Consider the following 25,427-nt stretch of genomic DNA (forward strand, 5'->3'; position numbering starts at 1 on the left):
CGGCGAATGGCGGTTCCGAACCCCGGCGCTTCAGGCTCAAGGTTGTGCGCGGCAATTCAACCCGGCGGCGCGTCCGGCAGCGTGCCGCCCTCTGACCGTGTACGCAGCGTCGTCATGGTTCTTTCGGCCAGCACCGCATCGCGCTTGGATAACAAATGGCCGCGCAGGATCAGCGCCATGCGCTTGCCGTCGCGCGCTTCCAGCGCTTCGATCATGGCTTCGTGATCGCGAATCGCGCTGTCCCACTTCACCGTCTGGAAGTTGGACCGGAACCGCAGCGCCTGCAGCCGCCGGTTCACCGCTATATACGTCTGCCGCAAAGCCGAATTGCGCGCGGCGTCGTTGATCTTGTCGTGAATAGCCTGATTGCGGCTGTAGTACCCCGACAGGTCGTTCTGCTCCCGGCACGCCAGCATGGCGTAATGCAGCGCCTTGATTTCGCTCAGCTCGGCTGGCGTCATGCGCTCGCACGCGAGTTCGCCCGAGAACGCTTCCAGCCCGCTCATCAGTTCGAAGGTCTCGCGAATCTCCGCCTCGCTCATCTGCGACACCGACGCACCCCGGTTCGGCAGGATGTCGATCAGTCCCTCGGACGCCAGCACCTTCAGCGCTTCGCGCAGCGGCGTGCGCGAAATGCCCAGCGTCTCGCACAACGTGCGTTCGTTGAGCTTCACGCCCGGCGCGAGCAAGCCCTCGACGATGAAATTGCGCAGGTGCTCAACCACCGTGTCGTGCAACCGTTGCCGCTCGACTTTTGGAAGCGTGGCAGCGATCTGCGGAATCTGCGCGATCTGTGAATCCTGCAGATGATCATTTTGCATGCAATACCTCGACCCATTCTGTTGACACGATTTTACCGTACGACGCCGGTAAATTTGGAGGGGTGGGTTTTCACCTAAGAAAAACAAGCATTTATCGCTTTCGGTCACCGCAATGGTGCGATAAAGTATTTTGCATGCAAAATTCAAAGGACGCATCATGTTAAAGCTCGATTTCCATCCCACCGGTCGTCATTTCCTGCAGATTCCGGGTCCGAGCCCGGTTCCCGACCGCATCCTGCGGGCAATGAGTTATCCGACGATCGACCATCGCGGGCCGGAATTCGGCGCTTTGGGCCTGAAAGTCCTGGACGGCATCAAGGCAATTTTCAAGACCGCCCAGCCGGTCGTGATCTATCCGTCATCCGGAACGGGCGCATGGGAAGCGGCGCTCTGCAACACGCTCAGCCCTGGCGACACCGTGCTGATGTTCGAGACCGGCCACTTCGCGACGCTCTGGAAAAAGATGGCCGAAAACCTCGGACTGAAACCGGAGTTCCTGGGCTTGCCGGGCATTGAGGGATGGCGGCGCGGCGTGCAGGCGGACATGATCGAAGCGCGTTTGCGTGAAGACACGCAGCACACGATCAAGGCGGTGTGCGTGGTGCATAACGAAACCTCGACGGGCGTCACGTCGGATATTGCCGCGGTGCGTCGCGCGATTGACGCGGCCGGGCATCCGGCGCTGTTTCTCGTCGATACCATTTCGGGCCTTGCGTCCGCGGATTATCGGCATGATGAATGGGGTGTGGATGTCACCGTGTCCGGTTCGCAAAAAGGCTTGATGCTGCCGCCGGGGATCAGCTTCAACGCGGTTTCGCAGAAAGCGATCCAGGCGAGCAAGGACGCGAAGTTGCCGCGTGCGTTCTGGGCATGGGACGAGATCATCGAGATGAACAAGGGCGGGTACTGGCCGTACACGCCGAACACCAATTTGCTGTACGGCTTGTCCGAAGCGCTGGAGATGATCGGCGACGAAGGCCTTGAACAGGTTTTCGCCCGGCATCAAAGATTGGCGGCGGCTTGCCGCGCGGCGGTCAACGCATGGGGACTCGAGATCCAGTGTGCCGACCCGGCCGTGTATTCGCCGGTGCTGACGGGCGTGATGACGCCTGAAGGCGTGGACGCGGACGCAGTCCGCAAGACTATCTACGAGCACTTCGATATGTCGCTCGGCACGGGCCTCGGCAAGCTGAAGGGCCGGATGTTCCGCATCGGGCATCTGGGTGACTGCAACGACCTCACGTTGATGGCCACGTTGACGGGCTGCGAAATGGGCCTCAAGTTGTCCGGCGTGAAGGTCGCCGGCAGCGGCGTACTTGCAGCCATGGATTACCTGACGAGCCACACCGCGGCACCAGCATTAAAGGCCGCAGCGTAGTACGTTAAGAAAACTATAAGTAATCCTTGCTAAATCAACCGCGTGAAGACGCCGATGCTGACTAAATCTTCCGAAGCACTCGTCCAGCCGATTCACCTGATGCCGGCTTCGGCACGCGCCACCCTGTCGCCGCTGGCCATGCGTCTGCGCCAGGAGTTGAGGGGCGATGTGCTGTTCGACCGGGCGGCGCGCGGACGCTATGCGACCGATGCCTCGATCTATCAGATCATGCCGTTGGGCGCGGTCGTACCAAAAGATCAGGCCGACTTGCTGCTCGCTTTGGAGATTGCACGCGACGCGCATGTTCCCGTGCTTGCACGCGGGGCGGGGACAAGCCAGTGCGGCCAGACGATTGGCGAAGCGCTGGTTATCGATACAAGCAAGTGGCTCAACAATATCGTCCACTTCGATGCTGAGGCACGCACGGTAACGGTGGAGCCGGGTGTGGTGCTCGATCATCTGAACGCGTGGCTGAAACCACACGGTTTGTGGTTTCCCGTGGATGTATCGACCAGCGCGCAATGCACGATAGGCGGCATGGCGGGCAACAACTCGTGCGGCTCGCGGTCGATGGAATACGGGATCATGGTGCACAACGTGGTGTCTATCGACGCCGTGCTCGCCGATGGTCATCAAGCCACGTTCGGGGCACTGCACGCAATGTCATCCGACGCACGCACGCGTTCGCTGGTCGAAGGTGTACAGCGCATAGCGCAACGCGAACGCGATGAAATCCGCGAGCAGGTGCCGAAGGTGTTGCGGCGCGTGGCGGGCTACAACATCGACCTCTTCGATTGCCAGAGCCCCTTGCCCTTCAGCGCTGACGGCGAGCCGAACTTCGCGCAGTTGCTGGTGGGCTCGGAAGGCACGCTCGCATTCAGCCGCCAACTCACGTTGAAACTGTGGCCCCTGCCCGAGCACAAGACGCTCGGCGTCGTGAACTTCCCCACGTTCTACGACGCAATGGACATGACCCAGCACATCGTCAAGCTGGGACCGGTCGCAGTGGAACTGGTCGACCGCACGATGATCGACCTGTCGATGTCCAATCCCGCGTTCCGTCCGGTGATTGAACGTGCGCTGGTCGGTCAGCCGCAAGCCGTGTTGCTGGTCGAATTCGCGGGCGCGGACAAGGCCGTGCAACTCGCGAAGCTTGCGCAACTGGTGGAGCTGATGGGCGATCTCGGCTTGCCGGGCTCAGTGGTCGAGATGCCTGATGCCGCGCAACAAAAGGCCTTGTGGGAAGTGCGCAAGGCCGGCCTCAACATCATGATGAGCATGAAGGGCGACGACAAGCCGGTGTCGTTCATCGAAGATTGCGCCGTGCCGCTGGAACATCTGGCGCAGTACACCACGCGTCTCACCGAGGTCTTCCACAAGCACGACACAGAAGGCACCTGGTACGCGCATGCGAGCGTCGGGACGCTTCACGTGCGGCCGATTCTCGACATGCGGCGCGCCGGCGCGCAGAAAATGCGGGCGATTGCGAAGGAGGCGTCGGCGCTGGTACGCGAGTACAAGGGTGCCTATTCGGGCGAACACGGCGATGGTCTGTGCCGCGGCGAATGGGTTGCGTGGCAATACGGGCCGCGTCTGAACGAGGCGTTCCGCGAGATCAAGACACTCTTCGATCCCGAGAATCGCATGAGTCCGGACCGCATCGTGAATCCGCCGAAAATGGACGACGCGACGAACTTCCGTTTTCCGCCGACGTATCGCGAGCGTGAGATCGCGACACAACTCGACTGGTCGCAGTGGAACGTGACACGCGATCCGTTGACGGGTGTCGAGACCGCGCCGGGAACGGGCGACGATCACACCGGCGGGCTCGCGAAGGCCGTCGAGATGTGCAACAACAACGGCCATTGCCGCAAGTTCGATGCAGGCACCATGTGCCCGAGCTACCGCATCACCAAGGACGAACAGCATGTCACGCGAGGCCGCGCGAATACGCTGCGGCTTGCGATCAGCGGGCAACTTGGTGAGGGCGGGCTCGCCAGCCAGGACGTGAAGGATGTGCTGGACCTGTGTGTGTCCTGCAAGGGCTGCAAGCGCGATTGCCCGACGGGCGTCGACATGGCGAAGATCAAGATTGAAGCGCGCGCCGCTTGGACCTCGGCGAATGGCCTGCGCATGCGCGACCGGCTGGTGGGCTTTCTGCCGCGTTATGCGCCATATGCGAGCCGCCTGCCGTCCTTGTTTGGCACGGTCGAGCGTTTACCGCGTTTCGCAGGCTGGTTAAAGACCCGTCTCGGGCTTGCGCCGCAACGCGCGTTTCCGCATTTCGTGAAGTCGTTTTTATCGACGGCGCTACAGCCCTTGCCACCCGTGCAGGGTGACAAGGAAGTGTTGCTTTTCGTCGATACCTTCAACAACTATATGGAACCCGGCAACGCCCGTGCCGCGAAGCGCGTGCTCGAGGCGGCCGGGTACACCGTGCATCTGAACCTGAAGGCGGGGGAGCGTCCGCTGTGCTGTGGGCGCACGTTCCTGTCGGCAGGACGGGTCGACGAAGCGAAGGCCGAAGCCCGTCGCACGCTGGACACATTGCTGCCTTATATAGAACGCGGTGTGCCGGTTGTCGGGCTTGAACCGTCGTGCCTGCTGTCGTTCCGCGATGAGTTCCTCGATTACGGTTACGGCAATGAAGCGCGCAAGCTCTCGCAGTCATCGTTCTTGTTCGAGGAGTTCCTGGTTCGCGAGAAAGAGGCAGGACGCCTGCGGCTTTCGCTGAAACCCCTCGCTCAGCCGAAGGCGCTCGTTCATGGCCACTGCCATCAAAAGGCCTTCGACGTGTTTCGTCCCGTCCAGGCCGTGCTCGGCTGGATTCCCCGGCTCGAAGTCTCCGTGATCGAGTCGTCGTGTTGCGGCATGGCCGGGAGTTTCGGTTATGAAGCCGAGCACTACGAGGCGTCGAAGGCGATGGCGGAGTTGTCGCTGCTGCCGGCTGTGCGAAAAGCACAGGACGCGGTGATCGTCGCCGACGGCACCAGTTGCCGTCACCAGATAGCAGACGGCGCGGATACGAAGGCGCTGCATGTCGCGCAGGTATTGGCCGCCGCGCTCAGGGATTATTGATCACCACGGCAGCACGGGTTCACATAAACAGCGGATGGCATTACGTTCCGCGCACTGGAGACCAGCATGGCACGACCGCGCAAACCCAGGATTCGCTGCATCGCTTTAACGTCCATTCAGTAAAGCCTTATCGAAAGTTCCGGATGCAGATCGCTTCGGGCACCCGTGGGCGCCATGATGAAGCACGCACTACTCAAGGAGACGATGATGTTCCGTCGAGCTACGACGCGCGTTCTGTTGCTGCTGTGCGCCATGTATTTCATCACCTATATTGACCGTGTCAACGTCAGTACCGCTGCCTCGCAGTTCGGCGCGGAACTGCATTTGTCGCATGTCCAGATCGGCTTTGTTTTTTCCGCATTCGCCTATCCGTATCTCGTGTTCCAGATTATCGGCGGATGGGTGGGGGACCGCTTCGGACCTCGCCGGACGCTTGCCGTCTGCGCCGTGATCTGGGCGGGCGCCACGATCATGACCGGGCTGGCCGGCGGGTTTGTATCGCTGATCATTGCGCGCTTGTTGCTCGGGCTGGGTGAGGGGGCAACGTTCCCGACCGCCACCCGCGCCATGTCGAACTGGATGCCCGCTGACAAACGCGGCTTTGCGCAAGGGACCACGCATGCCGCGTCGCGTATTGGCAATGCGGTGGCGCCGCCGCTGATCGTCTGGTTGATGATTGCAACGAGCTGGCGCGGCGCGTTTATCGTGACGGGGATCGTGAGTTTCCTGTGGGCGGTGGTCTGGATCTTCTATTTCCGCGATAACCCCCGTGAGCACAAGAGCATTACCGCTGACGAGTGCGCCACGCTTTCATCGTTCTCCGGGATCAAGGAGCGTGTGCCCGTGCCGTGGCGTAAATTGCTGGGACGGATGGCGCCCGTGACCGCCGTGTACTTCTGCTATGGCTGGGTGTTGTGGCTCTTCCTCGGCTGGATTCCGCAGTACTTTCTCCACAACTATCACATGGAGTTAGGGAAGTCGGCATTGTTCGCCTCGGGCGTTTTCTTTGCCGGCGTGCTGGGCGACTGGCTTGGCGGCTCTGTCACGGACCGCATCCTGCGGCGCAGCGGGAATATCCGCATGGCTCGCAATGTGATGGTGGGTGTCTGCATGTTCCTGACGCTGCTTTCGCTCGCGCCCATCATGCTGGTTTCCAATATGTCGATCACGTTGGCCGCGGTGTGCCTGAGCGGCGGGTTCTTCTTCAACGAGATGACGATCGGACCCATGTGGGCCGTGCCGATGGACATTGCCCCCAAGCATGCCGGCACCGCCAGCGGCATCATGAACTCGGGCTCCGCGCTGGCTGCGATCATCAGTCCGGTCGTGGGCGGTTTCCTGATCGACAAGACCGGCAACTGGAACCTGCCTTTCACGGTTTCCATGATCCTGATGGCGGTCGGCATTGTGCTCTCGTTCACCATGCGGCCGGATCGGGCACTGGACGAGGCTGCTCCGGACGCTAAAGAAAAGGAAGGCGCAGAGCCAGCGAGGAAATTCGTCTAGGGGTGCGCTCGCACCGGACGCTGTTATTTTTCTCCAGGAGACGATGTGGCTGAACCATCCATCTTGATCGAACGCGAGGGGTCCATCGCGACGGTTGTCATCGACCGGCCGGCGAAGCGCAACGCAATGACCAAACCGCTCTGGCAGTCGCTCGGCGAGACTATCGAAACGCTCTCCGCCGATGACTCCATCCGCTGCATCATCCTGCGCGGCGCCGGCGAGAAAGCTTTCTCGCCGGGCAACGACATAGCGGAGTTTCAGACCGATCGCTCCAACGTCGAACAAGCCCGCGCTTATGGGGCGATCATGCATCGCACGTTGTCATCGCTGAATGCATGCAGGCATCCGGTTGTCGCGATGATTCATGGTATTTGCGTGGGCGGCGGCCTTGAGATTGCAGCCATGTGCGATCTGCGCATTTGCGGAGAATCCAGCCGCTTTGGCGTGCCGATCAAGAACCTGGGCCTGGTGATGGCGCACGCGGAACTCGATGCGCTCGTGCAGCTCGCGGGCCCCGCCGTCGCGCTCGAAATCTTGCTGGAAGGGCGCATTTTCGGGGCGCAGGAGGCGTTTGCCAAAGGGCTGGTTACGCGCGTCGTGGCCGACGATCAGGTCACCGCGGAAACGCTGGCGACGGCACACCGGATTGCTGACGGCGCGCCTTTGGTCGCACGCTGGCATAAGCAGTTCGTCAAGCGCGCGCTGAACCCGGTGCCGCTCACACCCGAGGAACGCGACGAAGGTTTCGCCTGCTTCGGTACGGAAGATTTTCGTACCGGTTATCAAGCCTTCCTCGACAAGGTCAAACCGGAATTCAAGGGGCGTTGAAATGCTCGAGACTGAAACACATGGCAAGGGTCCGCTTGCCGGGATGCGCGTCATCGAACTGGCTCACATCATGTCCGGCCCCATCTGCGGAATGATGCTCGCCGACATGGGCGCCGATGTCATCAAGGTCGAGAAGATTCCCGGCGGCGACGACTGCCGCCGGTTCGCGCCCATCCTGGAAGGCGGAGAGTCGGCGTCGTTCATGATCGTGAACCGCAATAAACGCGGCGTGGCCATCAACCTCAAGACCGATGGTGGCCGTGAAGTGCTGCGCAAGATGCTGGCTACCGCCGACGTGGTCACCGAGAACTATCGTCGCGGCACCATGGAAAAACTCGGCATGGGTTACGACGCCCTCAAGGCGGAGAACCCCGGCCTGATCTATTGCGCGATCTCGGGTTTCGGCCGCAGCGGACCCATGGCCGACAAAGGCGGTTTCGACCTGATCGCGCAGGGCATGAGCGGTCTCATGAGCATGACAGGCGAACCGGGTCAGGCGCCGATCAAAGCAGGGTCGCCCGTGACCGATATCAACGCCGGCATTCTCGCCGCGCTCGGAATCTGCGCGGCCTATGCGGGCAAGCAAAAGACCGGGCTGGGCCAGATGGTCGACACCTCGCTTTTCGAAGCGGGCTTGCAGCAGATGTACTGGGCTTTCGCCAACTACTTCGCTGACGGCACGGTGTTGCCCAAGGCGGGTTCGGCCAATCCGACGAGCGCGCCGTATCAGGCATTCCGGACCCGCGACGGCTGGGTGAATATTGGCGCGGCGAATCAGAGCAACTACGAGCGGCTGGTCGGCGCGCTGGATATTGCGGGTCTGGCCGACGATGAGCGATTCACGACCAACGCCGGGCGCTTGAAACATCGGGGAGCGCTGGTCGAGATCCTGACCGCGCGCCTCGTTGAGCGAACAACGAACGAATGGCTTGCCGCATTCGATGCAATCGGGCTGCCGTCGGGGCCGGTGCTTGGCGTGCCCGAAGCGGTGGCGCACGAACAAGCGCTGGCGCGGGGAATGATTGTCGAGACGACGCATCCGGTAGCGGGGCGCATGCGCGGCCTGGGCTTGCCGATCCACTTTTCCGACGGGCTTGCCCAGTCGCCCATGCCCGCGCCGCTACTGGGTCAACATACGGCGGAAATACTGCGGGAATATGGTTTTTCCGATGAACGTATTCACGCGCTAAAAGAGGAAGGCGCCATTATTGCCAGCGATATAACGGCCTAAGCCAAGACCCCGATGTCCGGCAAAGCCGGACATCGTTTCAAAGCCGATTTCACTTGGGACCAACTTCACCCACAACGCCAGGCACATTCCCGTTAAAGAGGAATGTCTTAAGCCGTCTAGCAGGGTGATTTAATCCGTCACGACCCGAAAATGCTGCGTCGTATTTGATCAAGAGCGTGAGCAAAAGCATCATCTGATGCCCGGTCATCCGGTGATAAGCTACGCGATGTCCAGACAGGCCGGTTCTCGTATCGTTCATGGCTACGGCCACCCGCTTTATCCCAGGACACTTGCGCGGGGACGCCGCGTTGCCTTCGACTCGTGAGCACTATGCCCGCAACCATTGCCCAAAGCAGAACGGTGCCGCTGCGCAGCATCACGCAAATCCTTGCCGCCATGTTCTGCTTTGCATTGGTCGATGCCCTGGCAAAGTCAGTCAGCCTGAAATACCCCGCTAACGAGATCACGTTCTTCAGGATGATCTTCGGCCTGTTGCCCGCATTTGCGATGTGCCTGCAAGGCAAACCCTTGAGCGAGCGGCTAAGGACTCTGGATTTTCGGGCGCAGACGCTGCGTGCGATTACCTTGCTATGTGCACTCGGCTTGTTCTTTGCCGGCTTGCCTTATGTGCCGCTGAGCGAAGCGGTTGCTATTGTCTATTCGGAAACCATCTTCGTGATCGTGCTGGCGCCCTTGCTTCTCAAGGAAACGCTAAGGCGCCGCGACGCCGGTGCGGCCGCAATCGGTTTTATCGGTGTGCTTCTGGTCGTGCGTCCAAGTAGCGATCAGACAAGCTGGCTCGGCCCCGTGCTCCTGTTGGCAAGTGCGGTGTTCGGAGCGTTATCGATCCTGCAAATCAAGCGTATCCGCGCATCGAATGATTCGAGCGTCACCGTGCTGTACTTCACCCTGGTCGGCGCGCTCGTCAGCGGGCTTTCGCTCTTTTTCGCGTGGCAAACGCCGACGCTGGATTTCCTGGCCTTGATGGGTTTGCTCGGTATCCTGGCCGGCACAGGGCAACTGCTGTTGACCATGGCGTTCCGGCAAGCCGACGCAAGCGCACTCGCGCCCTACAACTACACGAGCATTGTCTGGGCCGCGATCTTTGGGTTTGTGGTCTGGGGAGAGACGGTCGGCATGGTCTCGCTGCTGGGCATCCTACTCATTGTCGGCAGTTCAGTCATGGTGGCGATCAGGAGGAAGCAGGCCGACGGCCCGCTGGTTTGATCAAGCTCATTCAATCGACAACCTCAGCGCAAACGCCAGCAAGGCGGCCGAGAACGTCCAACGCTGCAAGACCTGAGCGCGCGGATGACTGCGCAGCCAGCGCGACAAGCGTACGGCCGAAAACGCCAGCGTCATGTCGAACAGCGCGCCAATCACAACCAGCACCACACCCAGTTCAAGAACTTGCGACCAGACCGCGCCCGCGTCGGGATGCACGAATTGCGGCAGCAGGACCGAACAGAACAGCAGCGCTTTGGGATTGAGCAGACTACTCAGCACGCCCTTCGACAGGGAGGCGTGCAACGGCGGACGCGTCTTTGACATTACGTTGTTGTCATCGAGACCGAATGCCGGCGAACGGAAAATCTGGATCGCCACGTAGGCGAGATAAAGCGCTCCGGCAATACGTACGCCTTCATAGAGCCATGGCGCGCTGCGCAGCAGAGCCGCGACGCCCAGCGCCGACAATGTGACGTGCAGGCTACGGGCGATTGCCAGGCCGGCAGCGGTCGAAAGCCCATGCTTCAGGCCATGCGATGAACTTGTCTGCAGGATGAGCGCCATGTCCGGGCCGGGGAGTGCATAAACGACCGCGAGGGCCCCGATAAAGACGAGCAGCAATTGCAGCGAGACCATGACCAACCTCCAATTTCGAAGACTTCATGGTGCCGCGAATTGATGAGCATTTTCTGGCGTAGTTGTGTTTGTTTTAGGGCTTGCTTAGGGGAAAACGCCAAGGCGTGGGGATCTCCTCCAGCGTGGGTCATTGCGCCGGCGGCTAAATTCTCAATGGACTGCGTCTTCGAGAAGGGATGGTCATGGCGGCAACTCCGGCGACCACGCACACCAGGCCCAGCCATGCCGACGGCGCAAGCGTTTCACCCAGGAACCCCACGCCTATGGCGACTCCGATAGGCACTCGCAAATACGCTTGCGCGGTGGTCCCGACGGGCCCCAGGGTCTGCACCAGCCGGAAGTAAATCAGGAACGCCAATGCGGTTGAAAAGACCGAGAGCGCAATCAATGCCAGCAGCGAATGGTTCGACGGATGCAGGGTCCAGGGCTTGTCAACGAACACGCTGGCAGGAACGAGCAGCACGGCCCCGACGAGTAGCGACCCCGCCGCGGGCGCGGCCGCGGGCAATCCTTTGAACGAACGCCCGTAGAGCGCCGCGCCTGCGTAGCAGACTGTTGCAGCAACAATGGCCAACTGAGCCAGCAGTTGATTCCCAAGCCCATGGAACGCGGTCGTCCCCACGACGAGGCATATTCCCACCAGCCCTGCCGTGACGCCGAACAGCTTTCGGGGCGTGACTGATTCATGGCGAGTGATGAGCCAGGTCCCGAGAAAGGCGAGAACAGGCGAAGCGGAATTCAGGATGGTGGCGAGTCCCGCTTCCACCGAGCGTTCAGCCCACGCTATCAGCGTAAAAGGCACGACGCTATTCAGCATTGCCTGCACGAAAAACCGCCGCCAGACCGCGGGGTCGCGAGGCATCGAAATCCCTTTGAAGATCATCCAGCCCAGCAGGATCGATCCCGCGATCAACGTTCGTGCTGCAATCAGCGTGATGGGAGGAATGGTCGCAACACCAATCCTGATCAATGCGTAAGACGCGCCCCACAGCGCTGACAGTATCAGGAGGAGAATCAGATCAACCAAGGCGTCGTGTTCTCGGACAAGGGGTGTTTTCATCGGTCGCCGTCGTGGGTCGGAGCAGGGAATTCGCGCGGCAGGAAGATGTGCGGCGTGCCCGGATTATGGCTGGCTGCACTGGTGTACGTTTCAGCCCGAACTGAACGATGGAATACGCGCTCCCTCGCCGTTTGCATGGTGCCGATGCACGAATACTCATGTCCGAAAATGGCCAGAATCCGGGGGATTTTTCATTTAGAGTCAGCGCATGAACCTTGATCCCAACCTGTGTTATCGAACCCTTCTTTCGCGGGACCGTCGATTCGACGGCTGGTTTTACGTGGCCGTTTCGTCCACCGGAATCTACTGCCGGGTCGTGTGTCCGGTACGGCCGCCCAAGCGCGAGAACTGCAGCTATTTTCCGACTCCGGCAGCGGCTGAGAAGGCGGGTTTTCGTCCCTGTTTGCGCTGCCGTCCCGAGCTGGCTCCGGGCAATGGTTTGCTGGACGCTTCCAGCCAGTTGGCGCATGCAGCGGCGACGCTGATAACCGAGGGTTTCCTGAACGACGCGAACCTCGCGGATCTGGCGAATCGCGTGGGCGTGACGGAACGGCATCTTCGGCGGATCTTCGCGGCGGCGTACGGCGTTTCAATGATCGAGTTCGCTCAGACCCAGCGCTTGCTGCTGGCAAAACGCCTGCTGACCGATACAACGCTTCCGCTAGCGATGGTTGCATCCACAGCAGGCTTCGGAAGCGTCCGGCGATTCAACGACCTGTTCGTTTCGCGCTACGGGCTCAATCCGCTTCGTCTGAGGAAGACGTCCAGTACCGGTACCAGTACCAGTACCAGTACCAGTACCAGTACCGGCGTCAGCGATCATCTGCGTTTCACGCTGGGATACAGGCCGCCGTTCTCATGGCCGGGCGTACTTGCGTTCCTGTCGCGTCGCGCCATATCGTCGGTCGAGCACGTGGACAATGAGGTCTATAGCCGTGCGGTTGAATTGAAGAGCGGCTCCGCCAGGGTCGCTGCGTGGATCAGCGTGAGGGACGTCCCGCAGCGCCACGCAATCGAGGTGACTGTGCCCCTGGCTCTCGCGCCGGTCATAGGCCAGGTGCTCGGGCGAGTGAGCAGGCTCTTCGACCTGAGCGCGCGGCCTGACCTGATCGATGCGCAGCTTGGCGAACTGGCCGCGGATATGCCGGGAATGAGGGTGCCTGGCGCATTCGACGGTTTTGAGATCGCCGTGCGCGCAATCGCGGGTCAGCAGCTTTCAGCGCCGAATGCGCGATCGGTCCTGGCTCGTATCGCGGTGCGGTTCGGGACAGGAATTGCCGATGCACCTGGCAATATAAGCACGGCCTTCCCTTCGGCCGAAGCGTTGGCTGCGTTACCCGTTTCATCGCTGTCGGATCTTGGCATGACGGCCGCGCGTGCAGAAGCGGTCATCGAACTGGCTGAAGAAGTCGCATCCGGCCGCGTTCTTCTGGAGCCCATGGCGCCGCTCGACGCCACGCTTGCGGCGCTGCGGCGTATTCGCGGGGTCGGCGAGTCCACCGTGCAAACCATTGCCATGCGTGCACTCGCCTGGCCGAATGCCTTTCCAGAGGGCGATGCCGTGTTGAGGCGGCAACTCAATCAACCCGGCTTGTCAGCGCTAAGACGGCATGCGACTCGATGGGAACCCTGGCGCGCCTATGCCACCCTCCATATCTGGAGACACTCCGAGGAGCACTATTCATGACACCGGGTTACCGCATCGCCAGTCCTTTAGGCGACATTGTCTTGCGGGTTGAAGACGATCTGTTGACGGGTCTGTTTTTTGTCGGCCAGAAGTATTTTCCGGCTTTGTCCATTGCGTCCGTTCAACAGTCCATGCCGCCGGTCGCTCGTCAGGCGCAAACACAATTAGGCGAATTCTTTGCCGGCGAGCGACGCGTATTCACCGTCCCGCTGCACCTTCGAGGAACCGCATTTCAGCGGCTTGTCTGGAAAGAGTTATCGAAGATTCCTTACGGAGTCACGGTCTCGTACGGCACCATTGCACAACGCATGGGATTGCCGTGCGGCGCAGCCAGAGCCGTAGGAAGTGCCAATGGAAAAAATCCTGTGTCCCTGATCGTGCCGTGTCATCGCGTCATTGCATCGACGGGCGACCTGACCGGCTACGCGGGAGGGCTAGACCGCAAGCAGGCACTCCTCGCCCTGGAGAGCGGGTCTCACGTCGATCTTTTCGATGGAATATGAGGCGCGTCAGCGTTAACCACCATGTTCGGAATATCATCAGGACTTCTATAAATTGGCAGCCCGAGTTCTTGCGCCAGGCGGACATCGGCATCGGCGCCCTGGGACGCGCCATCTATGCGATACACCGCGTGGCATTGCCGGATCAGGCGATTCGCGACCGGATACAAGAACGTTTCGCTGATCGGATCACCCACCGCTTTGGAGCCTGCCGCGGCCGCTAGCGGAAGTGCTGCCCACTCGCCGATCATCGGCATATGGCCGAGCCGGTAGACCTGCAATGCAGCCTCTTCAAGCCGGTGCAGATTGGCGGCAATCAGCGCGGCGTCCCCGTTGGTGCCGCTGCGGTACGGTCCCGCGACGAGTATCAGTTGAGGTCTCACGGCACACTCCTTTCAAGCACATGGTTCAATGCGGCGAACTGCAGCAGCATGATGGTTTTCGCATCGACGATCTCGCCGCGGCGCACGGCGCCCAACGCATCGTCCAGCGTTAATTCAAGTACTTCAAGATCCTCGCCCTCGGCTTCCACGCCGCCGCCGTGTCCCACGCGCGCCGAAGCGTCGTACTCGGCGATGAAGAAATGCAGCTTCTCCGTGACCGAACCGGGGCTCATGTACGCTTCAAAGACTTTCTGGACGTTGTTCACGCGATACCCCGTTTCCTCCTCCGCTTCGGCGCGGATCCGCTCCTCCGGCGAGGCGTTGTCGAGCAGTCCGGCGGCCGCCTCGATCATCATGCCGTCGTGGCCGTTGACGAACGCAGGCAACCGGAATTGCCGGGTCAGTACGACGGTTCGCCGGTCGCGATCGAACAGCAGGATCGTCGCTCCATTGCCCCGGTCGTAGGTCTCGCGGCTTTGACGCTGCCACGCTCCGTCACGGCGTTGGAAATCGAACGCTGTCTTCTTCAGCACGTACCAGTCGTCGGACAGAACCGTCGTATCAATAATGCGAACCCTGTCTTTTGTAGCCACCATTTCATCAGCTCCATATCGCGCAGAGGAGCAATCATGGTATCGTGCATATTCGTGCAATATCAAGATATTTCGTGCAATCACCATGCTGACCTCTCAACGCAAGAAAGCCATTCTCAAGACCCTGGCGCGCGACGGGCAAGTGCTCGCCAAGCAACTCAGCGAGACCTTCGGGGTATCCGAGGACACGGTCCGGCGCGACCTTCGGGAGCTGGCCGGAGAGGGATTGCTGCAGCGTGTTCACGGCGGCGCGCTGCCGGCTTCAACGGCCGTGGCGCCGTTCGCCGAGCGAAGCGGCCTGGAGTCGTCGGCCAAGCGCGCGATTGCCACCGCGGCGGCCGCCATGATCGGAACCGGACAGGTCGTGATCATTGACGGCGGCACGACTTCCGCCGAACTCATTCGCCAACTCCCGCACGATTTATCGGCAACGGTGGTGACGCATAGCCCGAGTGTTGCCGTCGGGCTGGTCGATCATCCGTTGATCGAGGTGATCGTGATTGGTGGCCGGCTGTACAAGCATTCGATCGTGACGGTCGGAGCCGCGGCCGTTGAAGCGATGTCGCATATCCAGGCCGACATTTATTTCATGGGCGTGACCGGCGTGCATCCAACCGCGGGCCTGAGCACCGGAAATTTCGAGGAGGCGTTCGTCAAGCGAGCCCTTGCGGCTCGCGCAGCGGAAACGGTCGTGCTGGCTTCATCGGATAAGATCAACGCAGCTTCGCAGTACGTGATCGGCGACATCACGCTGGCTCAGACCATCATTGTCGAGCAGGCAACCGAGCTTGCGCTGACCAAGCCGCTAGAGGATGCAGGCATTACGATAGTCCGCGCTTAGTGACTTGGCCAAGGAACAAGGAACAAGCAAGAAACGTAAGCGCGGTCACTCCTGAACCGACATCACGGGGTCGTTGCATGAGATGCTATTTTTCAGGGCTTGCACGAAAGGCCGGTCTTGTCGCATTGATCGTTCTCACTCATTCCATGGCCATGGCGCAGCAGCCAGCGAATATAACCGGCATAAGCGGCGATTACGCGGGGGACCTGGCTGGACTTCCCATCAAGCTGCATTTGACCGACAGTCCTGACGGGACACTCGGCGGGACGGTGGATAGTCCGAACCAGGGCGCGGCGGGGATCCCTTGTGCAGACTTTCATCGCGACGGCGACTCGCTAAGCTTCACGATTCCATCCATACATGGCACGTGGAACGGCAAGATTGAAAGTAACGGTCTGACGCTCTCCGGTATCTGGAATCAGGGCACGCCAACACCCATCACATTTGCGCGCGATACCTTTGTTGCGGCCAGGCACCCGTCGCCCGTCGATGGATTCTGGTTAGGCTCACTGGCAATCGAGCCTAACCCCCTGCGCATCCAGATCACCGTCCGAAGCGGTGAAGCGGGCCGTGAATTTTGTAGTTTGGACAGCCTTGACGAGCGCGCGACGGGTCTGGAATGCAAGATCGTCGCAGTCGATGGGCGGACCCTTTCCTTCGAAGTGCCGGGCATTGAAGCACGTTGGGCTGGGGCGCTTTCGCAGAACGGAAATTCGCTCAAGGGAACGTGGACGCAGAGCGGATCCATGACGCTCGACTTCGACCGGCAGCCGCAGGCATTGACCGTTACGCCGAAGCCGCGACCCACTTTCGATGCCGCGATGCCGCCTGTGCCCGTGGCTGAGCTAGGGCAGGTTCTCGCCCGCGACCTGGAGACAGCGTTGAAGTCCGGTGCCTTGAAGGCGGGGACGGGGGCGGGTGTGTCGGTGGGCGTGTCGCAGCGTGGTGTGCAAAAGATCTTCGCATACGGGTTCGCCCAAGCCGATTCCATCTATGAGATCGGATCGATCACCAAGACCTTTACAGGGCTGATCCTTTCGCAAATGGTCCTGCAAGGGAAAGTGCGGCTGGACCAGCCAGTGCGTGAATTGTTGCCCGCCGGCACGGTACAGAAGCCACCGGGTGACGAGATCCGGCTGGCGGACTTGTCGATCCAGCATTCCGGTTTGCCGCGTTTGCCGGACAATTTCCACCCGGCCGACCGGTCCAACCCCTACGCGGACTATGGGACCGCCGACCTGTACGCATTCATGTCGAAACATGGCGTGGGGAAACCCGCTGATGCGCCGTTTCTTTACAGCAATCTGGGAGTCGGACTATTAGGGCAGGCGCTTGCGAACCGCGCCGGAACGTCGTACGAAAACTTGCTGGAACAAGAGATCACGCGTCCGCTCGGCATGACCGAGACCGCGGTGACGATGCGGCCGGACCTGCGTCCGCGATTTATCGAAGGCCATGACGCGAACCACCAGCAGGCTTCCGCATGGGACCTGACCGCGCTGGCGGGAGCCGGTGCGATCCGTTCGTCGGTCAAGGACATGCTGACTTATCTCGACGCCAACCTGCATCCGGAAAAATACGCCGCGTCGCGCAGCCCGGAAAGCAAAACGATGGCGGCGGCGCTCACGCAGGCTCAGGACCTGAGAGCGGAGGCATGGCCGGGCGGGCGCATCGGGCTCGGGTGGCTCTACGAACCGGGCAACCAGATGTATTGGCACAGTGGCGGAACCGGCGGTTACACGTCCTATGCGTTGTTCAACCGCCAGGCGGACTATGCGGTGATCGTGCTTTCCAATACCGCCGGCGGACCCGACGGGACGTTTTCTGATCTGCTCGCCTTGCATATCCGCCAAAGGCTTGAGGGCAAGCCCGCCATTTCGCTAGGAGGCTTGCGTTAACCCCGTGGCTGCTAACGGCTAGAACTGCCCGCTTGCGAGCATGGCGTCCAGGCACGCTTGCGGGCCGCCCACGACAATACGGGCGGTGCACGCCAGCATGAGATTCATGTTCAAGCCGAAGTCCTCGACCAGAAAGCCGTTTGCACAATACGCGGCGGATTCTTCCTTCTTTACCGATACACGCTCGAGCAGCGAACGGTCGTCGTCGATATACGCCCATACCGGCCTGCCGAGCGCGGCGGCAAAACCGACTTCGAACGCGGTTCCGCTGTCCGGCTCGCCGGCTCCGCGAAAGTCGTTCAGGTTGGCGAGGACGACATCGGCGGAACGAATGGCGTCCATGTTCGCGCGGCAAATCCATTGCGCTTTGGCGCGCGGTTCGAGTTCGTCCGGAACTTGTCCGTCCATCGGATAGAGACCGATCATTCCGCGCGCCTGGCAGAGTGCTTTCAGATGCTGGCCGTGACTTAGCGCGTCGCTGCGGAAGACGTCGAAGCCTGCGAGATAGACGCGCGGAGTGGCAGCTGCACGCTCGATGGGTAGAGGGGCGGGTGCAAAATGCCCCTCGCGCACTTTGCGTCGAACCCGGTTCAGTTGCTTATGAACCGACGCCACCAGTTTCCCGGTACGCGTCGCTATTTCCTCGACGCTCAAGCCCTGGTCGACTAGTTCGATTAAAGTCAGTTGCTTCTTGGTTGGGCCGCGCATTGCTCTCCTCAATTACCGCTTCCGGCAGACATTCCCCGACAGGGGCGTAAGTAGAATAGCGAACGCGGGTCAAGTCAAGAACCCCGTTGTGTGCGCCCAAACTTAAGATACGACAGTGCTGCGAAAGCCCACGACCTCCACATATTCCTGACGCCCTCTGGCGGGAAGTGTGTGATATCCGCTGCGCGTGCCAAGTATAAAGATTATTGAATTGGCACCGGTAACCTTCAACAGCCGCTTTTGAGTGCGCAGATCTGTAAGCCTCATAACGGACAAGCAGCTAGTGGAACAGCCTGTTTGAGTTCCCTGATCAGAACCGGTGTTCGAGTCCGCCATATTTCTCCTGCCCGGTGCCTGGCTCACCAGGTGTTCGCTCAATAGCGGCGATTTTAAATCACACGCATGCCATAAGTGCGTGCACGACGATGCCTCCAGACTCCTCGTCCCCGTATATCGAACACGGGACTGCGGCGGCTATACAACGGTCGCTACCTCTTTAATCGCTCATCGCCGGTTTGGCGCCTCGTCTCAACGCGCTCGGGACCGCTGCTGCGATCGATTGGCAAAAGAGCCCGTGGGCTGCTGGCAGCGGCCTATCCGGGCTTAAAGCCTTTGCCCGACCCCATGCATTCCATGCAGTGAGTGCATCTAAACGATAACAACAATGCACTGGAATTATCGGGGGCTTAACGTCAAATTGCAGACGCCAGCACGGTCTATCGACAAGCCTTTGGGTGGGGATGCAGGGGGTTGCCGATCCGGGCGCCGGCCACCAGTCCGCAGAAAGCGGGAATCAAGAAGGGGAGACAGTATGAGGAAGTTGAGCAAGTGGCGTTATGCCTTGCTGCCGGTCGCGCTGGCTTGTCAGCAAGCGCATGCGCAATCGAGTGTCACGTTGTATGGCGTGGTCGATGAAAGTATTCGCTACATGACGAATGCAAATAAGGCGGGTGATTCAAGCGTGGCGCTTGGCAACGGCGGTTTGACACAAAGCCGCTGGGGCCTGAAGGGCGTTGAGGATCTGGGCGGCGGCTGGTCGACTGTCTTCAAGCTCGAAAATCGATTCGACATCAACAATGGTCAAAGCGATCCCACGTTGCCATATTTCAACGAGGCACAGGTCGGACTGCGTTCAAGAACGTATGGCCAGGTCATCATAGGTCGTCAGTACAACGTGATGATTGAAGTGGTCACGGTTGGCGGATACGGCAGCAATCCATGGGTTCCGTACGACTTCAGCTTCCAGCCCGAGGTGACCATGACCGGCGGGATCTGGACCAGCAATCAGGTCCAGTACCAGTTCAAGGCCCATGACATCATGGTCTCGGCGGGCTATGCGTTCGGCGGTGTCGCCGGCCACATGTCGTACGGCACCGAGATGGGCCTGGCCGCCGCCTACGCGCCTGCGGGCGGTCCGGTCTCGCTGGGCGCAGCCTATAAGGAATCGAAAGATTCGGTCAACGGCAGCGATTCGAAGTCATGGACCTTCGGAGGATCGTACACGTGGGACAAGACGCGATTTGCGCTGGGGTACATCGTGGACCAGAACGATGCCGGTTTCTCGAATTTCGCTAACGGGCCGTTCACGGCGGCCGCCCTGACGGCGCTCAAGTACACCGACTTTTCAAAGCGTCGCATGATCATGGGCGGCGTTACGCAGCAGGCAGGCAATGCGTGGCACTTTGCGGCGAACGTATGGCGTACGCTGCAGGATGGCAAGACCCAGTCGAAGGACGGGTCGGCGTGGCAGTATCAGCTAGTGGCCGACTACAACCTGTCCAGGCGTACGGACGTCTACGTGGAAGCGGATTACTCGCAATACCGGGGTGACCTGATCGGCGCGCAATTGCAGGGTGTCAACGGCGTCGGGCTGGCTCAGAAGGGTACGCAAGTGGGCGCGATGGCCGGTCTGCGCCACCAGTTCTAGCAGTACCGCTGGCCGGATCAAAACCGGCGGCGTCCGGCATCCGGCACCTTGCCGTGAACTGCACTTCAAAAGCCGGATACCGATGCGAGCTTTGGGGTGCAGTTCAGAATTGAGGACGTGGTCGCCTTCCTGTCATCCGGCGCGCAAAAGCCGCGCTCTTGAAAGTGCTTGATACGTCCGGAATGCGCTCCGGAAACACACTCCAATCCTGCGGTTTTTCACCTTGATATCGTTGCGCAACGCCTCGTGCCGTTCAGCCTCCATGGCCGCGAGGAGCGCCCGGCCCATTGGAGTGCACACATTCCCGTGACTTGAGCCGAGTATAGAATACCGGCTTGTTCGGCTAAAGCGCTTGGATGAGCGCTAGTGCCGTGAGTAAACATGACACGGCAGCCGCGCATAAAATGCAACGATCCATGGATACGAAAGTAGCGCCGTTTAGCTTGCCCCGCTGGCGATTCACGACCTGGTTATGTTATTCCGGGCCCGACGTACCCGACGACATCCGGGTCGCGCTGATTGGAAGCCTGTTTGGCACGCTGCCTATTTTCGCCGGCGGCGTCCTTAATACCATCGCTGTCTCGGTTGCAATCGACCTGCGCGATCCCTCGCCAGCATTTATCGCGTGGGTGGTGATCGAAGTCGTCCTGTGCAGCGCGCGCCTGATCCTGCTGGTCGCGGCGCATCGGGCAGCGAGGCGCGGAGAGCCGACCTTCACCGATATCTATCTGCTCCTGGGCGTTTTTTGGGGCGCCAGCGTGGGTTACGGTGCATTTATCAGCATCCTGAGCACGGACTGGGTCGCCGCCACGCTTTCCTGCCTGTCCGCCGCCGCCATGGTGGGCGGCATCTGCTTCCGGAATTTCGGCGCCCCCCGGCTGGTCGGGATCATGATCCTGCTGTCGCTCGGCCCTTGTTGTATTGCAGCGGCCATGTCGAAAGAGCTCATCCTGAGCCTGACGCTGCTGCAGATTCCGTTCTACCTCATCGCAATGAGCATTGCCGCATTCCGCCTGAACGGACTGCTTGTCTCGACCATGAAAGCGGAACGGGAGAATGATCACCGTGCGCGCCACGACGCGCTGACCAGCCTGCCGAATCGCGCCGGGCTGATCCACGCGTCCCAGACCCGATACAAGACAGCATCGGACAGCGCTCTAAAAACCGCTGTTCTCTATATTGACCTGGACGGCTTCAAACCCGTCAACGACCAGTACGGCCACGAGGCGGGAGACCTGTTGCTGGTGATGATCGGCGGGCGTCTCAACGCATTGAAGGGACCGGAGGGCATGGTGTTTCGAATTGGCGGCGACGAATTCGTGGTCACGTTCAGCGCGCTGAATCATGAGGAAGCAGCCGCATTCGCGGATCGCCTGATCAGCGAAATGTCGGCGTCGTTTGCACTGACCGCGCATGTCTCGGTCAATGTGGGCGCGAGTATTGGCGTGGCACTGATTCCGGATCATGGCACCGACGTGCTGACGGCGCTCAATGCCGCCGACAAAGCGCTCAACGTTGCGAAGGCAATGGGCAAATCGCGCTGGAGCCTGGCGTCGTAGAGCGAGTCAAGCCTTCGCCCAGGCATAGGCGGCCCCTAACTCGGCACAGGCAAATTGAACGGGCTTCCCGGGCTGTCATATGGCCCTGCAGGACAGCGCCCGGATGCAGAACCGACAATAAGAAAGAGCCAATGAAACTCCTTGCATTGACCTATGGCACTGAAGGTGACACGAGACCCCTGGCTATGCTGTGCCGCGCCCTGATGGATGCGGGACACGAAGTCACTCTGCTTGCGGAAGGGACAACGCTTGCGAGCGCTCGCGCCCTGGGAGTTCCCCATGCGGGCTTGAGCGGGAACATGAGAGACGAGTTGACCGCCCTGGTGTCGAGCGGCAAGGGCGTCAACGCTACGGCGGCGGGTCTGGCGCGCATTGCAAACGCCAACGCGCATAGCTGGATGCAACAGACCGTTCAAGCGGCTACAGGCTGCGACGGGCTGATTGTGTCGGGACTGGCCGCCTTCGTGGGCTTGTCCGTAGCTGAGCAGCTTGGCATACGAGCGATCGGCGCCGGCATGATCCCCATCTCCCCGACCGGTGTATTTGGCTCGCCGTTCCTGCCTCCTCGCTGGATCCCTGCGTTGTTGAATCGGACCAGCCATCACGCAGTGAACGGGCTGCTTTGGCATGCTTTCCGCAAGGAGATAAATCTGGCGAGACGGAGCGTGCTTGGACTGCCACCGCGTCAGAAGATATGGACAGAGCATCCTATGTTGTACGGTGTTTCTCCTGCTCTCGTGCCTGAACCGCGGGACTGGCCCGCGCACACCAGATTGTGTGGGCAATGGCTGGCTCCTGAGGATTCCTGGGCGCCGCCAGCCGCGCTCAAAGCATTTCTGGATGCGGGCGAGCCGCCCATTTATCTGGGATTCGGGAGCATGGTCGGCTTCGACCGGGAAGCCGTGCTTGATGCTTTCATGGACGCAGCAGAGGGGCGCCGGGTGCTTGTGTATCCGGGCTGGTCCGGCATTCCGGACAGGGTGCTGCCCGACAATTTCTTCATCATCGAAGACACACCTCATCAATGGCTATTCCCCCGTACGTCGCTGGTTATCCATCACAGTGGCAGCGGCACGACACACTCGGCGTGCCGTGCAGGGGTGCCATCGGTCGTGTTGCCTTTTGCGGGAGACCAGTTCTTCTGGGCTCATCAACTGAACCGTCTCGGCGTAGCCGGCCACGCAGTATCAACCCGCAAGCTGGACCGCGAGAAACTCAAGCAGGCGATCAGATTTGCGCAACGTGCAGAGACCCGCGAGCGAGCCTCGGCACTAGGACAACACATGGCGCGGGAAACCGGAACAGCGACCGCTGTTGCGGAGATAGAGACCATCCTCGGCGTATCAACCGATTCAGAAACAAATGACCAAGGCGGTGAATCATCGATGAATCGCATCGATGAATCGCATCGATGAATCGCATCGATGAATCGCATCGATGAATCGCATCGCCGCTAGCCAATGGCGTTCATTCCGTCGGACCTGCGCCCGTTTTCGCCAACCGGCTTCGATTCGCCCTTCAGCCACGTCATCTCCACGTGCAGGAGTTCCGACAAGCGACGGCAGTCGGCGGTTCGCGGCAGCGTGATACCGGCTCGCCACAGCGTGACATCCCCTTCGGTTACCCCCAGTGATTTCGCCACGCGCCCGGATGAGAGCCCGGAACGCTTGATGGTCATGTCAAGCCTGGCAGCAAACGCGCGGCCTACTCGCTGGCTGTCGGGGGCGTCACTGACGTGGTGGTCGGAAAGGGAAGGTGCGTTCATGAATGTCGCAAGACCTGATAGGCGGTTACGGTGGTCGAACGGGGCACTGTACGCGACGAAAGAGTCGCGTTGGTGACATTACATACCGCTCTTGAAGGCCTATGTGTTTGGGAGCGTACACAAGACGAAAGGCGCGGGAAATGCCAGCTGCGCTTACGCTGTTTCAATGACGTTTTGATGGCAACCGAACATTAAATGGATGTTTGGAGACCTTCGCAGCTTCGGTGGCACTTCTCGGCAGACAGCCGGTCGAACCTGCCGGCGACGAGCGCAGCGCGTGCATCGCCTCGCACACACCGATCGATTGCTGCAAGGAGGATGAATGCCGACGAAAGCGAAGTCGAATACGAAGGGTGGCCGCGAGAAGGCAAGCCGGAAGCCGTCGGCCACGCGCCGCGGGGCCGCGGAGGGAAAGCACGGCGGCAAAGCTCATTCGCCGGGCGTGGCCAGCAAGAAAAACCCGCTCGGATCGCGCGTGCTCGCGCAGCCGGTTTTTGCGCAGCCACAGGCAACCCCCGATCCAACTGTATTCCGCGTTCCTCATCCCTCCGACAACGTGGTGTACAAGGAGATCGACAAGCTCAATGCAGAGCATAAGCTGTTCCCGTTGCCATTTCCTGCGCCGCGCGGCGGGGTCGAACCAAGACTGACGCTGGCCGACGTGATCGGCGGCAACACGAATGCCGCCGACCGGATCAACGCTGCGGGCCAGATCGTCTTCCATGCAACGGGAGACTGCGGCAACACGAGCGGTCCGGTCACGCAGAACCAGGTGGCGGACAAGATGACCGCCGACTTCGTGGAGACCGCCGCGAACGAAGTGCCACAGTTCGCGTTGCTGCTCGGCGACGTGGTCTACAACTTCGGCGAGGGTAAGTACTACTACGACCAGTTCTACGAACCATATCGCGACTATCCGGCGCCGATCCTCGCTTGTGCGGGCAACCACGACGGCATGGTTTCGCCCGAAGCACACGCGAAGAGCCTGGCCGCTTTCCTGCGCAATTTCTGTTCCGAAAAAGTCGTGGTGACACCGGAAGCGGGCGGCTTGTCGCGTACCGCGCAGATCCAGCCGGGCGTGTTTTTCACGTTGGAAGCACCGTTCGTTCGGGTGCTGGTGCTGTACAGCAACACGCTGGAAGATCCGGGCGTGATCGCGGATTCGCATATAGGCAAAAGCCAGCTTCAATTCCTCGATGCCGCGCTCAAGCGGATCAGGTCGGAGAACTATCAGGGCGCGTTGATCATTGCCGATCACCATCCCCCCTACACCGTCGCGGCGCATGGATGGAGCGTCGAGCTGCTGGCGCAGATCGACAAGGTTTGCGCCGCGAACGGCATCTGGCCGCACGCATTCCTGTCGGGGCACGCGCATAACTATCAGCGCTTCACGCGCACGCGCAGCGCCGACGGTACGCATATTCCGTATCTGGTGTGCGGAAACGGCGGCCACGGTCTCGCGAAGCTCACAAAACAGGGCGACCCTGCGTTGCGCGCGCCGCAGGTCATCCAGGCCGCCAGCAGTTCGACAGATCAGGTCGTCCTGGAAAGTTACGACGACACCCACTACGGTTATCTGCGCATCGTCGTGACGCAGGCGCAGCTTCGCATTGAGTACCACGCAACATCGGCCGGGGGTTCCGCGAAGTCTCCCAGCGACTATGTCACGGTCGATCTCGCCACCCGCCAGATCGCACACTTCGCGGCGCCCGATCTCGGCCGTCCCGCGGCGGCAGTGGCGGCGCGTGCGAGGTTCGAGAAAGGGCCGCAGGAGTAAGGTGCATGCACCAGCCGGATTACG

At 60.7% G+C, this 25,427-nt stretch carries 21 protein-coding genes; 14 read left to right on the forward strand and 7 right to left on the reverse strand.

Annotation, left to right across the window (positions count from 1 at the left end):
- Nucleotides 1–56: 56 nt before the first annotated feature.
- Nucleotides 57–821 (reverse strand): GntR family transcriptional regulator, encoded by a 765-nt coding sequence (locus ABH944_RS18455; RefSeq protein WP_404608042.1) that lies wholly within the window; start codon nt 819–821, stop codon nt 57–59.
- Nucleotides 822–978: 157 nt separating this feature from the next.
- Here ABH944_RS18455 and ABH944_RS18460 point away from each other — a divergent pair, with 157 nt between their 5' ends.
- The 6 genes from ABH944_RS18460 to ABH944_RS18485 all read left to right on the forward strand — a co-directional run bounded on the left by ABH944_RS18460 (nt 979) and on the right by ABH944_RS18485 (nt 10,069).
- A complete protein-coding gene (locus tag ABH944_RS18460; protein WP_404608044.1) occupies nt 979–2,199 on the forward strand; it encodes a pyridoxal-phosphate-dependent aminotransferase family protein in 1,221 nt (406 codons plus the stop codon).
- 54 nt (nt 2,200–2,253) lie between these two features.
- Nucleotides 2,254–5,277 carry an FAD-binding and (Fe-S)-binding domain-containing protein gene (locus ABH944_RS18465; RefSeq protein WP_404608046.1) on the forward strand — a complete coding sequence of 1,008 codons (3,024 nt, stop codon included), beginning with the start codon at nt 2,254–2,256 and terminating at the stop codon, nt 5,275–5,277.
- Between the two features lie 204 nt (nt 5,278–5,481).
- The gene (locus tag ABH944_RS18470) at nt 5,482–6,783 is read left to right on the forward strand and encodes an MFS transporter (RefSeq protein WP_404608128.1); all 1,302 of its coding nucleotides are present in this window, start codon (nt 5,482–5,484) and stop codon (nt 6,781–6,783) included.
- Between the two features lie 45 nt (nt 6,784–6,828).
- Nucleotides 6,829–7,611 carry an enoyl-CoA hydratase/isomerase family protein gene (locus ABH944_RS18475; protein ID WP_404608048.1) on the forward strand — a complete coding sequence of 261 codons (783 nt, stop codon included), beginning with the start codon at nt 6,829–6,831 and terminating at the stop codon, nt 7,609–7,611.
- 1 nt (nt 7,612) lies between these two features.
- Complete coding sequence (locus tag ABH944_RS18480) at nt 7,613–8,842, forward strand: CaiB/BaiF CoA transferase family protein (protein ID WP_404608049.1); 1,230 nt, start codon at nt 7,613–7,615, stop codon at nt 8,840–8,842.
- Between the two features lie 330 nt (nt 8,843–9,172).
- Complete coding sequence (locus ABH944_RS18485) at nt 9,173–10,069, forward strand: DMT family transporter (protein ID WP_404608051.1); 897 nt, start codon at nt 9,173–9,175, stop codon at nt 10,067–10,069.
- A gap of 6 nt (nt 10,070–10,075) precedes the next feature.
- On the opposite strand, the gene ABH944_RS18490 is transcribed toward ABH944_RS18485, so the two are convergent.
- Nucleotides 10,076–10,705, reverse strand: a complete 630-nt coding sequence (locus ABH944_RS18490; RefSeq protein WP_404608053.1) for a LysE family translocator — start codon at nt 10,703–10,705, stop codon at nt 10,076–10,078.
- Nucleotides 10,706–10,847: 142 nt separating this feature from the next.
- A complete protein-coding gene (locus tag ABH944_RS18495) occupies nt 10,848–11,765 on the reverse strand; it encodes a DMT family transporter (protein ID WP_404608054.1) in 918 nt (305 codons plus the stop codon).
- Nucleotides 11,766–11,973: 208 nt separating this feature from the next.
- On the opposite strand from ABH944_RS18495, the gene ABH944_RS18500 reads away from it, so the two are divergent.
- Nucleotides 11,974–13,452 (forward strand): AlkA N-terminal domain-containing protein, encoded by a 1,479-nt coding sequence (locus ABH944_RS18500; RefSeq protein WP_404608056.1) that lies wholly within the window; start codon nt 11,974–11,976, stop codon nt 13,450–13,452.
- Complete coding sequence (locus ABH944_RS18505) at nt 13,449–13,955, forward strand: methylated-DNA--[protein]-cysteine S-methyltransferase (RefSeq protein WP_404608058.1); 507 nt, start codon at nt 13,449–13,451, stop codon at nt 13,953–13,955. The genes ABH944_RS18500 and ABH944_RS18505 overlap by 4 nt, the downstream gene beginning before the upstream one ends.
- On the opposite strand, the gene ABH944_RS18510 is transcribed toward ABH944_RS18505, so the two are convergent.
- Nucleotides 13,928–14,335 (reverse strand): DUF4406 domain-containing protein, encoded by a 408-nt coding sequence (locus ABH944_RS18510; protein ID WP_404608059.1) that lies wholly within the window; start codon nt 14,333–14,335, stop codon nt 13,928–13,930. The genes ABH944_RS18505 and ABH944_RS18510 overlap by 28 nt on opposite strands.
- A complete protein-coding gene (locus tag ABH944_RS18515; RefSeq protein WP_404608061.1) occupies nt 14,332–14,931 on the reverse strand; it encodes an NUDIX domain-containing protein in 600 nt (199 codons plus the stop codon). Before ABH944_RS18515 ends, ABH944_RS18510 begins: the two co-directional genes overlap by 4 nt.
- Before the next feature lie 82 nt (nt 14,932–15,013).
- On the opposite strand from ABH944_RS18515, the gene ABH944_RS18520 reads away from it, so the two are divergent.
- Together ABH944_RS18520 and ABH944_RS18525 are read left to right on the forward strand one after the other, a co-directional pair.
- Nucleotides 15,014–15,769, forward strand: a complete 756-nt coding sequence (locus ABH944_RS18520) for a DeoR/GlpR family DNA-binding transcription regulator (RefSeq protein WP_404608063.1) — start codon at nt 15,014–15,016, stop codon at nt 15,767–15,769.
- A 77-nt stretch (nt 15,770–15,846) separates the two neighbouring features.
- Complete coding sequence (locus tag ABH944_RS18525; protein ID WP_404608064.1) at nt 15,847–17,667, forward strand: serine hydrolase domain-containing protein; 1,821 nt, start codon at nt 15,847–15,849, stop codon at nt 17,665–17,667.
- A gap of 18 nt (nt 17,668–17,685) precedes the next feature.
- On the opposite strand, the gene ABH944_RS18530 is transcribed toward ABH944_RS18525, so the two are convergent.
- Nucleotides 17,686–18,204, reverse strand: a complete 519-nt coding sequence (locus tag ABH944_RS18530; protein ID WP_404608129.1) for a nucleoside 2-deoxyribosyltransferase — start codon at nt 18,202–18,204, stop codon at nt 17,686–17,688.
- A gap of 982 nt (nt 18,205–19,186) precedes the next feature.
- Between ABH944_RS18530 and ABH944_RS18535 the strand changes: the two genes are divergently transcribed.
- The 3 genes from ABH944_RS18535 (at nt 19,187) to ABH944_RS18545 (ending at nt 23,276) form a co-directional block, all read left to right on the forward strand.
- On the forward strand, nt 19,187–20,302 hold the full coding sequence (locus ABH944_RS18535; protein ID WP_404608066.1) for a porin: 1,116 nt from the start codon (nt 19,187–19,189) through the stop codon (nt 20,300–20,302).
- A 416-nt stretch (nt 20,303–20,718) separates the two neighbouring features.
- Nucleotides 20,719–21,861 carry a diguanylate cyclase domain-containing protein gene (locus ABH944_RS18540; RefSeq protein WP_404608068.1) on the forward strand — a complete coding sequence of 381 codons (1,143 nt, stop codon included), beginning with the start codon at nt 20,719–20,721 and terminating at the stop codon, nt 21,859–21,861.
- A 131-nt stretch (nt 21,862–21,992) separates the two neighbouring features.
- On the forward strand, nt 21,993–23,276 hold the full coding sequence (locus ABH944_RS18545) for a glycosyltransferase (RefSeq protein WP_404608069.1): 1,284 nt from the start codon (nt 21,993–21,995) through the stop codon (nt 23,274–23,276).
- Nucleotides 23,277–23,314: 38 nt separating this feature from the next.
- Here the strand turns inward: ABH944_RS18545 and ABH944_RS18550 are convergent, their stop codons facing one another.
- Entirely contained in the window at nt 23,315–23,626 is a 312-nt protein-coding gene (locus ABH944_RS18550; protein WP_404608070.1) for a hypothetical protein, read from the reverse strand.
- 322 nt (nt 23,627–23,948) lie between these two features.
- On the opposite strand from ABH944_RS18550, the gene ABH944_RS18555 reads away from it, so the two are divergent.
- Nucleotides 23,949–25,403, forward strand: coding sequence for a metallophosphoesterase family protein (locus tag ABH944_RS18555; protein WP_404608071.1), 1,455 nt, complete (start codon nt 23,949–23,951; stop codon nt 25,401–25,403).
- Nucleotides 25,404–25,427 lie beyond the last annotated feature (24 nt).

This window comes from Caballeronia udeis (genome assembly GCF_044909315.1).
GTDB lineage: Bacteria > Pseudomonadota > Gammaproteobacteria > Burkholderiales > Burkholderiaceae > Caballeronia > Caballeronia udeis_A.